Genomic DNA, 13,059 nt, shown 5'->3' with positions numbered 1-13,059 from the left:
GGCCTCGGCGGCCGGCATCGACACCCTCACGACGGTAGCTGGCGCGACGCCAGGCCGACAGGGCGCCGTCGCTCAGCCGGGCCGTGCCGCGTCACCTGGGCGGATGCCGGATTCGCAACCGCGGCGGACACCGGCACCGCGGCGACGGGTGATGGCCCCGCGCGGCAGGTCGTCGTGCCGTCCAGCCGCTCCACCGCCGATCCCGACCCGGGCCGTCCCCACCTGATCGAGCACCCATCCGCAGCTGGTGTCCCACCGCAGTACCGCGATCGCCGGATCGGTACCGCCCAGCGGAGACAACACCGCAAACGCCCAGTCGGGTGCGCCGGTCGAGGTGCGGATGCCGGTGATGCGCAGACCATCCGGCGACACCCTGGACACCAGCGGGCTGTCGAAGACCGCCGCCGTGATCGCGGCGGCCTCGGCCTCGGTGGGCAGCCGGCCGGGTCCGTCGGAGGCGTCCGGGAGCTGCCCGGCCCGGCCGTTGCCGGCATGGCCCTGCCCGGCCCGGTCCTGGCCCACCCGCCCCTGGCCGCCACTGTTCACGGTCAGGGGTGCCGCAGGAGAAGGTGCGGGTCTTGGACGCACGTGGCCTCCCTGGATGCTTTGGCAGGCCAGGACGCGCGCTCGGCCGAACATCGGCGACCAGGATGCCCGAGACGGGCCTCTTCGCGGCGAGGTCGACGGAATGCGACAGACCTACCGATACCGATTTCACACGCCCGGGGCCATCGGATGCAAGAGGATTCGGCAAACTGGGCGCAACCAATTTCGCCGGGACCGCTTCTCCTGCTCCGCCGGCCCGGATGGTCCGCGTGGCCGAGGATCCACAGGTTACCTGGACATTGCTTCGATCATACTCAATGGAGACCATAAAGCGACAAGTACGGCAACGGTGACAACAATCGCTCTCTGGTCGACAAACCTCTGCGTTGTATGCCATCTTTGCGAACTTTTTACGGGCCTGAGCCGCGAAGCCCAATCTCCGCCGACGGCGCCGGTCCAAGCCCTAACGACGCCGGTCGAACTGATCCACGAGGAAGGACAGATGGTTCACCCGTCCCCAGTCCGCGACCCGGGACATCGTCCCGGCGTCACCGGGCAGGGCCAGTGTCCGGCCGAGCGAGACGCCGACGACGAGGACCGCCGCGAGCACCGCCGCCTGAATCGCGCTGAGTACCGGGTTACGCGGCTGGCGGCCCCCTCCAGCCGGGACTCGGGTACCGGCTCGGGTACGGGCTCGGCTACCGGCCACGCGGCCGTGCGGGCGGGCCGGCTCCGAGACGGCGGCAGCGTCGCCGGCATCCGGCCCGTCGACTTCAGGACTCCCCCGCCGACCCTGTCCCGGCGGGTCCGCTCGTGGCCGGCCGGAGGCAGCGCCCGGTGACATCCGATCCGGGGCGCGCCGGGGTTCCCCGGCGGTCCGTGGGCCGTCGTCCCTGATCGCGTGCTGGTACCCGGTGAAGCTGACCTCGTCCAGTAGCCCGGAACCCGGCCGAAGTCCGGAACCCGGCCGACCGCCGCCCCGGGAGAAGCCGTCCGGGTCCGGAGGAGATCCCCGGTCCAGCCCGGACGGCGCGCGCGGGTCCGGGGGAGACGAGGAATACGCGGGTCGGTGCCGGGGGGCATCGNCCCCACCCGGCGGGGAGACACCCGCGCCGCGTGGGTCGGGCCAACCGCCGCGATGGTCGGATCGCTGCGCCGGCTCGGATCGCTGCGCCGGCTCGGGCCGCTCCCCGGGCGGGACCGGCCCGCCCGGGGGCCGCCAAGCCGAGGCCGGCCGATCAACCTGCGCTGGCGTCACTGTATGAGATTGTACGATATCGTACGGTGTTGGATTGTCACCGTACGCCGGTCCGTCGAACGTCGGCGCGGCGGCTCGCGGCGAGTGGCGGGGCTCGGGCCTCCTGGCGGATCTCGTCGCCAGCGTGCTGAACGCGACGATCCGGCCCTCGGACGGCTGGCGGCGCCGGGGCGCGGCGGTTCCCTCAGCTGCCGGACCCGACCGGGGAGCGGCCCGAGCCGCGTTGGCAGGGAGATCACGCACGGGGTCCGAGAAGTTCCGCGCCGGGTCGCGAACCGGACCGGCGGGTGGGCCGGGATCGGCGCCATCGCCCACCCGACCATGGTCCACCCGACCATGGTTCAGTCGCGGCTGCGCGCGCGTGCCACCGTGCGAGTTCCTGCCCTCAGCGACCATCACCCGCCCCTTCCCACCCCCGGCGCCTGGGCGCCACGTCACCGCACCATCCACCGACGACGCGAACAACGCCGACAATCACCACCCTACGGAGGTGGCCCAGGACAACCCCGACACCGACCACGGTCATATATCGCAATCTACCCCAGAGTAGTCCTACCAATACGAATCGGAACAGGCGGCCCATCGGTGATCACACCACTTTTCGGTGTTCCATCAGGACATTCCTCCCGGAGCCGGGCCGGGCCGGGCCGGGCTAACGCTTCTTGACCCGGCACACCCGTTCGAGGATGAGGCCCCCGGTTAACAGCACCATCGCCGCAGCCAACCCGAGACCCGCGGTGAGCGCGTCGCCGCCCGCGGTCGGGAACTCCCCCGTGCGGGGCATGGTGTAGCCGAACACACCCGCCCAGATGCCGGCGAGCGCCGCTCCGACGACGGAGCTCGCCTTGGCCAACGCGGCGAGCCGGGCGACCGTGAGCGGGAGGATCGGCCGCGTTCCCGGCCGCCCCTCCAGCCGGCGACGGGTCAGGGATGCGACCTGGAGCTCGATGGCACCGATCATGAGAACCGACACCGACGCCGTTCGCGGCAGCGTGGGAATCGATCGGTACGCCCACCACAGCAGCAGGTACCCGAGTACCCCGAACGCCACCGCGACCGCGATGAGATCACGTGCCCGGGTCGGTCTCACCTGGCCGCCTCTTCGGCGTCACTGCCGCCGACGGCGGGATCGGTGACGGCATCGGCCCCCGGATCCGCCTCGACCACGGGATCCGACAGCGACCACGGGATCCGGCGCAGACCGGCCGGGTGCTTCCCCGCGGCCATCCGGGCGACCAGATCGGCGACCCGCCCGTGCCCGGGCAGCGTCGCCTCGGGATCAACGTCCAGCCAGGGCACGCAGACGAAGGCCCGCAGATGTGCTCGGGGATGCGGCACGAGGATCTCGGGGTCGTCACTGCGCAGGTCACCGATCGCGATGACATCGACGTCGAGCGTTCGCGGGCCCCACCGGACGGCCCGGACCCGCGCGGCCCGTTCCTCCACCTCGCGGACGACCTCGAGCAGATCACGCGGGGGTGCCGGGCGCACCAGGACGACGGCGTTCAGGTAGTCGTCCTGCTCGGGTCCACCGACGGGTGCCGTCTCGTACACCGGTGAGCCGGCGAGCNCCCCCAGCGCGCGGTCGAGCCGATGGACGGCGGCGGACAGCCGGCCCAGACGATCGCCGAGGTTGGACCCGAGCGACAGCACCGCATGCTCCGGCCGGGTCATCATCCGGTCACCCGCCATCGGTGACGACCCCCGCGGCCGCGGCCGGCGCGGTCACCGACTCGACGCCGTCGACCCGGTTGCGGACGATCGTCACCGCGACATCGGCGAACGGAACCGCGATCGGGGCCGCGGGCTTGTGGACAGTCACCTCGGCCCGCATCACCCGACCGTCCCGCAGACAGGCGCGGACGAGTCGATCGGCGAGGGTCTCAATCAGATTCACGGGTTCTCCGGTGACGATCCCGGCAAGGGTCTCGGCAAGCTCGCCGTAGTGCACGGTGCGGGTCACGTCGTCGTGGAACGCCGCCGAAGAGAGGTCGAGCCACAGCGTGGCATCGACGACGAACTCCTGGCCAAGATCCCGTTCCGCCGCCAGAACCCCGTGGTAGCCGCGAGCCCGCAGCCCCGACAGGGTGATCCGGTCGAGCGACGTGGCCCTCGATTGGGAGGCGACCTCCGCTGCGGAGCCCGTCACCGCGGAGCCCGTCACCGCGGAGCCCACGGAACCTCCCGATCTTCCACGCGGCCGGGATCCACGGCCCGGCCGGGATCGGCCTCGGGTCCGTCCCCGCGCCGGTCACTATCGTCCCGCCAGGCGCGCACGACCCGCACGGCGTCGGCGGCCGGCCGGACGGCGTGCACCCGCACGCCCCACACCCCGGCCGCGGCCAGCAACGCGGTGGTCGCCTGGGTGGCGTCGTCCCGGTCGGCGACCGGCCGGGCCGGGCCGTTCGCGTCCGCCAGTACCGAGCCGAGAAACGACTTGCGGGACGTGCCGACGAGCAGCGGCCGGCCGAGCGCGACGAAGGCGTCGATGTGGCGCAGAAGCGTCCAGTTGTGCCGGGCGGTCTTGGCGAAGCCGATGCCGGGGTCGAGGATGACCCGATCCTCGGCGATCCCGGCGGCCAGCACGGCCCCGAGCCGGTCCACGAGCTCCGCGACCACCTCCGCGACCACGTCGCGGTACACCGCCCGGGACGCCATGTCCGCACTGGTCCCCCGCCCATGCATCAGCACGTAGTGCACGCCACGGTCGGCGACGAGACCGAGCAGATCGGGATCGGCGCCGCCGGACACGTCGTTGACGAGCACCGCCCCGGCGTCGACCGCGGCGGCGGCCACAGCGGCACGGCTGGTGTCGACGCTGACCCGGACGCCCGCGGCGGCGAGCTCGGCCACCACCGGAAGCACGCGACGCATCTCCTCGGCGGCGATGACCCGAGACGCGCCCGGTCGGGTCGACTCACCACCGACGTCGACGAGATCCGCCCCGTCGTCGGCCATCCGCAGCCCGGCCCGGACCGCGTCCAGCGGATCGAGGTAGGTACCGCCGTCCGAGAACGAGTCCGGCGTGACGTTGACGACGCCCATCACCCTGGTCAGGCCGCCCGGCAGGAGGAGTTCCTCGACGGTCCCGCTCATGGGAGACCTCCACCGGACGTCGCGTCCAGCGGCGCACGGCGGTAGGTGTAGCGGTAGACCGGCCGGAAACCAAGATCGGCGTACAGGCCCCGCGCCGCGGCGCTGACCTCTTCGACCTGCAGATACGCATGAGTGGCGCCTCTGCCCGCCGCCCACTCGGCGAGTGCCGCGATAACCCGGCGGGCCGCGCCCCGGCCACGGGCCACGGGCAGGGTGGCCATGCTGTAGACACCCAGCCAACGGTCGTCCGCGATGCCGCGTCCGACCGCCGCCGGCATGCCGTCCACGGTCAGGGTGATGTAGATGGTGGGCAGCCGCAGCGCCGAGAGCACCGCGAGCGTGCCGGGCCGCTGCGCGTTGAACGTCGTCAGCACCTGGCCGGCGACATCCAGCCACTCATCCGCCGGCGTGGTGGTGACGGTCATCCCCACCGAGCCGGCAGCCGCCGGTGCCCGGTCGGCACCACTCACAAGGCCGGCGAGAGGCGCCGTGCAGACGTCGGTAGGACCGGTGTCGTCGTACCCGGCGGCGTCGAGGACCGCGCCGAGCCCGGTCGGCCGGGAGAAGGGTGTCAGCTGGAAGGTCGGCGGCAGACCGGCGGCGGTGTAGAAATCCCGCACCGTGGCAAGCGCCGCGGCGAGGTCGGGCACGTCGCCGCGGGCCCAGACCGAGTTGCCTCGCCGGGACGACCCGGCGGACTCGCGCAGCACCCACCCGGCCCGTTCGACCTGGCGCAACGGCGGCCAGGCCCGGTGCGCCAGGTCATCGAGCTCACGGGCCAGGGACGCGTCGGCGGACGGCAGGTTCGTCCGCGGCCCGACCAGCGGATCGGCGGGACACCGCGCCACACGGTCATCAGGCACGGCGCGCCGACCACGGCCGGCCTGGTCGACACCAGCTGCGCGACCTGCCGGCCGGAAAGCACGTCGGGGGGCCATCGACCACGATACCGAGGCTACCGATCCGAACGCGGGGATGGACGACCCGAACGCGGGGATGGACGACCCGAGCGCNGGGATGGACGCCGGCGCCGATCGGACCAACATCGGGTCCCCCAGCTTCACCTTTTCGGTAATCATGACAAGGTGTCATGATTACAAAGCTATTGCCGCCTCGTTCCCGTTCTGGAGCGAACCGGCGGCGGGCCGCATCCCGGCCTCCCTCGGCTCGTCGCCCGGGACCCTCCCGGGCCGGGGCGATGATCCACAAGCCTGCGCCGCGCGATCCTGTCGGTCCTGCCAGCGCCCCCCTNCCTCANCCCGCCNCCGCCGACCGGCGAGCTCCACCGCCGCATCGCATCGCCGCCGGCTTGCCCGCCAAACATGATCGGCAGAGGAAACCTCCGGGTAACACCACGCAGAGCCACGATGACAGGAACTTTGCGCACCAATAATCATCACCCTCCGGCGCAGCCTCCCTCCTACTATTGACAAAGCGAGACACAGGCCAGATCCGGTCGGACCAACCAGAGCGACCGGAACGACCGGCCGGCGGCAGCGAGGCCGTCGTACGACCGCCGGGAGACTTCGGCCGTTGATCGCTGGATCCGGCCGGACCGCCGTCAGGGAGGATGGCGGTCGCGGCACCGATGCGGGCGCGTGGTCTCACTGTGCGCCCCCGGTCGGTCGCTTCTCGCGGTGGGCTCTACCCCCACTACCTTGTCGTCACGGTCACGACCGTGGTGCTGTCTGAAGGAAGGACGCGCGGCATGCCGCAGTCGAGCGGATCTTCACCGACGCGCGGGCCCGACCCCGGGGCCTGGGTCCCGGCGAGCCGGGCGGCCCCTCTCCCACCCTGGTGGGCGACCACCGAGTCGATCGTCATCCCGCCGGCGCGCACCCCTCCGGACGACCACCCCGAGGACTACGAGCCGGCGCCACCGCCCCAGCCTTCGATGACGAAAGCCGCAACGAGCCCCACCGATGTGTCGCCGGCACCCGCGGGCACGCCATCCTTCGGCACTGTGAGCGAAGCACCATTCGGCGCTGTGAGCGGAGCGATCCCGGCGCAGCCGACACCGTCGTCGGCCCCCCACACCACACGCCTCGGCGCCCCGGCCCCCGGTGCCTCGGACCGCAGGCAGTTCCATCGCTATGCGGGAGCGGCGGTCATGACCGCGATCCTCGCCGAGGGACAGATCATGGAGGTCTCGGACGTCCTCGCGGCCAGTCCGATCCAGCTCGCCCTGGAACGCGCCGACGATCTGCTCGACGACCTCCTCGACGCGCACGAGGCGNCCCCACCCGCGCACATCCTGGCCCAGACCGAGCGGTTGCGCCGCGGCCTGGAGCGACTCAGCCGGCGGTCCATCCCCGCCGGCGACGCCCACCGGCGCGACGTGCTGCGGGGGCGGGTCGCCGTGCTGGGTGCGGATGCGGCCTTCAAACTCGGTGACATCGAGACCGCGCGATCGCTGACGTCGCTCGGGTTCCAGGCGGGGCGCTCGGTGGGTGAGGGTGCGCTTCGCGGCTCGGCCCGGGAAGTCGCGGCCGTCAACGAGTTCTACGCCGGCCGGCCCGACGAGGCGCTCCGCCTTGCCCGGGACGGGCTGACCCACGTCAGTGGCGGTGCCGTGCGGGCCCGACTTGTCTGCCAGGAGGCGCGTGCCCTCGCCGCCCTCGGTGACGTGCGGGGCGCGGCCCAGGCCCTGGACCGGGCGTACGACCTGGCGGACGCCATCCCGGCGGACCAGTGGGGCCGTCCCGGTCCGAGTTTCGACCAGTTCAATCCGGTCGAGGTGCCCTACAACGCCACGACGGCCCTGTGTCTACTCGGCCGACCACAGGCCGCCCAGGAACACGCGGATCTCGCCCTGCCGAAGCTGGACGGGATGAACGCCCCGGGATTCCGGTCGGTGATCCGCCTCGATCTCGCCCTGGCGCTGGCCCGGCAGGGTCGCCTGGAACTCGACCAGGTCTGCGCCCTGGCCACCGAGGCGATCCAGATCTCCTGGGGGCGAACCGTGGCCTCCGTCTCGGGACGCGCGGATCAGCTGCTCGCGGCCACCCGGCCGCACAGCGAGGTGCGCCAGGTGCGGGACCTCGCGGTACTCATCCGGGAGTGGCAACGCTCCGCGGCGCGGCAGCGGCCCGGCGGGCGCGCGGTTCCCGTGCCGAGCTCGCCGGTCTGACGCCGGCCACCGTACGAGGACCGTGCGAGGGCGCAGTGGCCGACGGCGGGCACCCTCCGGCGGGCTCGCCGGACCACGCGCGGTTCNCCGNGGAGCGGACCCGCCGCGCCCTCGGTGCGATCTGCGCCGAGGCCGGCCTGGACGACTCGGATGCCATGCTGATCAAGAGAACCGTGAACGCGGTGTACCGGCTGCCACGGGCCGGCGCGGTTGTCCGGATCATCGGATCGGCCGCGATGGCGCATCGGGTGAACAAGGTGGTCCGGGTGGCCCGCTGGCTGGCGGAGAACCACGTCCCGGCCGTCCGGCTGCTCCCCGGCGTGCCGGCCCCGGTCACGGCGGCCGGCTTCCTCGCGACGGTCTGGGCCGACGCGACGCCACCCGGCACCCCGCCCGGCGGTCCGGCACCGGACACCGCGGAGCTGGCCGGCGCGCTGCGCGGTCTGCACACCCTGGCGCCGCCGGAACCGCCGCTGCCATGCTGGGATCCCCTCGACGACGTCCGCCGGCGATTATCCGACGCCGAGGCGCTCCCCGGGCCCGACCGCCGTTTCCTGGAGAAGATGACCGGCCGGATCGCGGCGGCTCTGTCCACCATCCGCTACGCGCTGCCGCGGGTCGTCATACATGGGGACGCGCATCTGGCGAACCTCGTGCGGGCCGCGGACGGCCGCGCGCTGCTCTGCGACTTCGACGCCACCTGNCTGGGGCCGGCGGAATGGGACCTGATTCCTGTGGCGGTCGGCCGGCTACGCTTCGGTCATGATCCTCAGGCCCACCTCGATCTGGCCCGGGGCTACGACTTCGACGTCACCACCTGGGACGGGTTCGCCGTCCTGCGGGCGGTCCGGGAACTGAAGCTGGTGACGAGCGTGGTGCCGATCCTGGGGAGCAGCGCGACGGTGGCCGCCCAGTTCCGGGTCAGGATCGACAGCCTGCGCTCCGGCGACACCGGCGTCCGCTGGTCCCCCTACCGTTGACGCCTCCCTCATCACCCTCGCTGTCAGGGCCCCNGGGGAGGAGACGCCCCCGGGGAGGAGACGCCCCCGGGGCCGGCACCACACGAGGCACACCGTTTCCACCGGCCGGGCCGTGCGGTCCACGGAACCACATGTCATTCTGGTCAGACCTGTCGGGCCGGTCCGGCGGGTCACGTCTACGTGCCGGACGCTCGGCTCCGAACGCGGGCTACCGGGGACCGCTGTCCTGGGCGTGGTCGTCAGATCACCCCGGCCTCATGGCTTGGGTCGCCCAAACGGAGGGGAGGCCCTTGAACACGACGGAGGGAATGCCCGCCCCGGGGATCAACCAAGTGGTGTGCTGCCCGGAGAACAATCATGAACGATGATCCCCGGGAGATCGGCGCCATCCGGGTCGGCGATGCCGGAGATCGGGACCCCGCGAATCCCGGGCCGCGGGAGCGTGGCGGGCGCGTCGGGTCCCCGCCGCCGACCACCGAGCAGCCGTCCCGTTCGGCGAGCCGACTGCCGGCAGTGACGGACACCGACCGGTCGTCCCCCGACCGAGCCGACCCGGATCACTGGCAGACCGGTCCGGCGCAGCCGCGCTCCGCCGGTGCCGCCGGTTGGACGGTCGACGGCCCCTACCGCCCCGAGCCGGCGGCATCCGTCTTCCGGCCGAGCACCGCCGCCCCGGCGGCGTCCCCTGCCGTCTCCGACACCTGGCCGTCGATGCGCCGCGTTGATCCGATGTCGGCCACGGGCTCCGAGGCAGCGGGTTCCTACCCGGCTGGCCCGGCTGGCTGGACCGATCGGGGCACGCCCGGGTCCGCGGCCATGAACCGTCGAGGCACGGAGAGTGCCAACGGCAACGGCAGGATGCTGCCGATCGAGACCCGCACCTTCGATCCGCTGCTCGACCAGTTCCCACCGAATCCGGGCGGAGCGTTCGGTCAGGCGTACCCGCCGCCCCCGCCGGGGGAGACCCGGGCCTGGCGGGGCGATCCGCTGAACCCGCCACCGCTGAACCCGCCACCGTCCGACCCGTACGCCCAGTCCCCGCCACCGGGCCCGCCGCTGAACCCGCCACCGTCCGACCCGTACGCCCAGTCCCCGCCACCGGCCCCGCCGCTGAACCCGCCACCGTCCGACCCGTACGCCCAGTCCCCGCCACCGGCCCCGCGGGACGAGCGCCATGATCCGTGGCGGAGCACGCCGCCGGTGGCGGCGGCGAACTCGTCCGCGCTGGAGGAGACCGCCGCGATGAGACGAGCGGACTTCGACTCCGCCGCTCCCCGGCCGTACGGCGAGATGGATGGGCGATACGAGACCTATCGACCGTCAACCGAGTATCCCGCGCCGCCGCCGCCCGACCGGTCGAGAACCGGAAGTAAGGCGGCCGGCGGCCCGTACACCGGCCCGGCCCGCACGCCCACCGAAGCCGGCCGCATCCCCTCCTGGCTACGCGATCCCGAGCCGGCCGGGTCGCCCGGCGGACCGGCCGGGACCGGGCGGCACCGCGATCCGAACCGCGGCGATCAGGCCCACGACGGCCGGGCCCACGACGGCCGGGCCCACGACGGCCGGGCCCACGACGAATCGTTCCGGACGGAGCACGACCCATCGGCCGCGGCCGGCCGGCGTCGGGCCGGTGGCCCGGTGGGACCGGGTTCCCGGGAGACGGGTTCCCGGGAGACGGGAAACGGCCGGGCGGGGCTCGCCACCAGCGCACTGCTGCCCGCTCCCCCGGAGACGGCGTCCCGCGGCTGGCGCAGGCTCGTTTACCAGGTCTCGGCGGGCGCGGNGAACCCCNGNCCGTCCCCCGACGAGGTTCGCGACCGCCGGCTCCTCGCGCGCATCCGGAACCCGCTGCACGACTGTCACCGCATCGCGGTGATGTCCCTCAAGGGCGGCGTCGGCAAGACCACGACGACGGTGGCGGTCGGTTCCACGCTGGCCAGCCTGCGCGATGACCGGGTGGTGGCGATCGACGCGAATCCGGACCGTGGCACCTTGGGTTCCAGGGTGCCACGCACCTCCGCCCACACGGTGCGCGAACTGCTGGAGGACGCTCCGCGTCTGCACCGGTACGTGGACGTCCGCAGGTACCTGTCACAGGCCGACTCGAGGCTGGAGGTGCTGGCGTCGGCCAACGATCCGGAGCTGTCGGACACCTTCGGGGACGCCGACTACCGGGCAGCCGACGATCTGCTGCAACGGCACTACTCGATCCTGTTGACCGATTGTGGGACGGGCATCCTGCACAGTGCGATGCANGGGGTGCTGGAGCTAGCCGACACGCTGGTGATCGTGAGCAGCGCCAGCGCCGACGGCGGGTCCAGCGCGAGCGCCACCCTCGACTGGTTGGACGCGCACGGCTACTCCGACCATGTCCGCGAGGCGGTCGCCGTGATCTCGATGTTCCCCGTCCAGGGCGAGCGGGTCGACGTCGACACGCTGGAACGGCATTTTGAAGCCCGGACGCGACGGGTGGTCCGGGTCCCGTTCGACCCGCATCTGGCCGACGGGGGACGGATCGTGCTGTCGAACCTGAAACGGGAGACGCGGGCGGCCTATCGGGNGATCGCCGGCGCGGTAGCCGAACGCTTCGGCGAGGAACGCCGCGGCTACCCGGGCGGCTGACGCCGCTGACACCGCCGGCTGCCTCAGCAGCTCAGTGCCTCAGTGGCTCAGTGCCTCAGTGCCTCAGTGCCTCAGTGGCTCAGTGCCGCCACCGCCGCCCGCACGCCGGGACGACGCAGTTGCCGGGCGATGGTGGTCCGTCCCTCGATGAGCCGGGTGAACAGCCCGAAGGTGCCCGGAGCCGCCATGACCGTGTGCATCGCGCCCGGCCGGCGGGTGAACGCGGCCAGGACCTCTCGTCCCGCCGCCATCTCGGGGCCCAGGATCGCCTCGACGCGCGCGGGATAGGCCGCCAAGGCGTCGAGCGCCGTGGCGCCCGGGCCAGTGGGCCTTGTATCCGTTACCCCCCCGGCCCGGGTCACGCCCGCCCTCGCGCGACCGACGCCCACACTCGCCGCGGCGGCCGCCTCCCCGGCGAGCCGACCCGACCGTAATGCGAACGAGATGCCTTCGCGTGTCCACGGATCCAGGAGCCCGGCCGCGTCCCCCGCGACCAACNCCCGGCCCCGCCGCAGCGGGGAGGCGACGGCCCGCACCCGGGTGAGATGTCCGGAGTCATGCTGGCGCGGCAGGTCGGTGAGCCCGAGACGGTCGACGAACCGGGTGTAATAGGCGCGCAGCGCGGCGCCCTCGGCACGATCACCGATCACGCCGACCGTGAGCACCCGTCCCTTGGGGAACACCCACCCGTAGGAACCCGGCACCGGCCCCCAGTCGATGAGCATGCGTCCGGCCCATCGCGCGGCACGCGCCGGGTCGGCGACAAACTCGCCCTCCAGGCCGACGTCGACCTGGTCACAGCGGACACCGACATAGGTGCCGCAACGACCCGAGGTGCCGTCCGCACCCACCACCACCCGAGCGCGCAGGTCCGCCCCCGCACGCAGACGCACGGTCACCCAACCGTCGTCCTGATCCCCGGCGTCCTCGGCGATCCCGGTCCCGCCCGGCCCGCTCTCGGTCAGCCCCACCACGTGCGCACCGGTCCGCACGGTCGCGCCGGCCGCGGCCGCCGCGGCCAGGAGAGCGGCGTCCAGATCGGATCGCATCACCATCGACATCCAGGGACGGCCGCCGGACCGGCCGCGGGTGACCTCGAAGCGGCCGTCCCAGGTCATCGTCAGGGAGCTGACGCTGGCTCGAACCAGACCGGCCAGTTCGATGCCGAGATGATCCGCCGAAAGGCCGACCAGGCCGCCACCGCAGGTCTTGTAACGAGGTACCGCCGAGCGTTCGAGCACGCACACCCGGGCCCCGGCGTTCGCCGCCGCCCGCGCCGCGCTGCCACCGGCCGGACCCGCCCCGACGACAATGACGTCAAAGGTGTTCTCCGGGTCGTCAACCCTGCTCACAGCGCTCCATCCTCCCGACACCGCACCCCGCCCAGGCAGCGCACCCCGCCCAGGCAGCGCACCCCGCCCAGGCAG

11 protein-coding genes are annotated in these 13,059 nt (G+C 72.9%); 3 read left to right on the top strand and 8 right to left on the bottom strand.

Features of this window, described 5'->3' with window-relative positions; all coding sequences use genetic code 11:
• Positions 1 to 72 precede the first annotated feature (72 nt).
• The 7 genes from ALLO2_RS01385 to ALLO2_RS01360 form a co-directional block, all read right to left on the bottom strand.
• Positions 73 to 588: a hypothetical protein gene (locus tag ALLO2_RS01385; protein ID WP_011438756.1), complete on the bottom strand. Its 516-nt coding sequence runs from the start codon at positions 586 to 588 to the stop codon at positions 73 to 75.
• Positions 589 to 1,009: 421 nt separating this feature from the next.
• Entirely contained in the window at positions 1,010 to 1,156 is a 147-nt protein-coding gene (locus ALLO2_RS26150; RefSeq protein WP_023840655.1) for a hypothetical protein, read from the bottom strand.
• 1,300 nt (positions 1,157 to 2,456) lie between these two features.
• Positions 2,457 to 2,894 (bottom strand): DUF3180 domain-containing protein, encoded by a 438-nt coding sequence (locus tag ALLO2_RS01380; protein ID WP_011438758.1) that lies wholly within the window; start codon positions 2,892 to 2,894, stop codon positions 2,457 to 2,459.
• Positions 2,891 to 3,481: a 2-amino-4-hydroxy-6-hydroxymethyldihydropteridine diphosphokinase gene (folK, locus tag ALLO2_RS01375; RefSeq protein ID WP_369808112.1), complete on the bottom strand. Its 591-nt coding sequence runs from the start codon at positions 3,479 to 3,481 to the stop codon at positions 2,891 to 2,893. The genes ALLO2_RS01380 and folK overlap by 4 nt, the downstream gene beginning before the upstream one ends.
• Positions 3,482 to 3,485: 4 nt before the next feature.
• Positions 3,486 to 3,980 carry a dihydroneopterin aldolase gene (gene folB, locus ALLO2_RS01370; protein WP_023840653.1) on the bottom strand — a complete coding sequence of 165 codons (495 nt, stop codon included), beginning with the start codon at positions 3,978 to 3,980 and terminating at the stop codon, positions 3,486 to 3,488.
• Positions 3,965 to 4,900 carry a dihydropteroate synthase gene (gene folP / locus ALLO2_RS01365; protein ID WP_011438761.1) on the bottom strand — a complete coding sequence of 312 codons (936 nt, stop codon included), beginning with the start codon at positions 4,898 to 4,900 and terminating at the stop codon, positions 3,965 to 3,967. Before folP ends, folB begins: the two co-directional genes overlap by 16 nt.
• On the bottom strand, positions 4,897 to 5,763 hold the full coding sequence (locus tag ALLO2_RS01360) for a GNAT family N-acetyltransferase (RefSeq protein WP_035729351.1): 867 nt from the start codon (positions 5,761 to 5,763) through the stop codon (positions 4,897 to 4,899). Before ALLO2_RS01360 ends, folP begins: the two co-directional genes overlap by 4 nt.
• Positions 5,764 to 6,608: 845 nt before the next feature.
• Between ALLO2_RS01360 and ALLO2_RS01355 the strand changes: the two genes are divergently transcribed.
• The 3 genes from ALLO2_RS01355 (at position 6,609) to ALLO2_RS23830 (ending at position 11,632) form a co-directional block, all read left to right on the top strand.
• Positions 6,609 to 8,030 carry a hypothetical protein gene (locus tag ALLO2_RS01355; RefSeq protein ID WP_035729349.1) on the top strand — a complete coding sequence of 474 codons (1,422 nt, stop codon included), beginning with the start codon at positions 6,609 to 6,611 and terminating at the stop codon, positions 8,028 to 8,030.
• Positions 8,031 to 8,065: 35 nt separating this feature from the next.
• The gene (locus tag ALLO2_RS01350) at positions 8,066 to 9,010 is read left to right on the top strand and encodes an aminoglycoside phosphotransferase family protein (protein WP_035729347.1); all 945 of its coding nucleotides are present in this window, start codon (positions 8,066 to 8,068) and stop codon (positions 9,008 to 9,010) included.
• 357 nt (positions 9,011 to 9,367) lie between these two features.
• Positions 9,368 to 11,632 carry a MinD/ParA family protein gene (locus ALLO2_RS23830; protein ID WP_035729116.1) on the top strand — a complete coding sequence of 755 codons (2,265 nt, stop codon included), beginning with the start codon at positions 9,368 to 9,370 and terminating at the stop codon, positions 11,630 to 11,632.
• Positions 11,633 to 11,703: 71 nt separating this feature from the next.
• On the opposite strand, the gene ALLO2_RS01340 is transcribed toward ALLO2_RS23830, so the two are convergent.
• On the bottom strand, positions 11,704 to 12,984 hold the full coding sequence (locus ALLO2_RS01340; RefSeq protein WP_035729114.1) for a geranylgeranyl reductase family protein: 1,281 nt from the start codon (positions 12,982 to 12,984) through the stop codon (positions 11,704 to 11,706).
• Positions 12,985 to 13,059: the final 75 nt, after the last annotated feature.

Source organism: Frankia sp. Allo2 (assembly GCF_000733325.1).
Lineage (GTDB): Bacteria > Actinomycetota > Actinomycetes > Frankiales > Frankiaceae > Frankia > Frankia casuarinae.
The sequence above is the reverse complement of the archived record's forward strand: the minus strand, read 5'-3'. Positions and strand labels throughout refer to the sequence as shown.

What these genes read in the sequence shown, in the direction of transcription:
- folP (WP_011438761.1), bottom strand. Translation starts at nt 4,900, where the DNA reads ATGAGCGGGACCGTCGAGGAACTCCTCCTGCCGGGCGGCCTGACCAGG.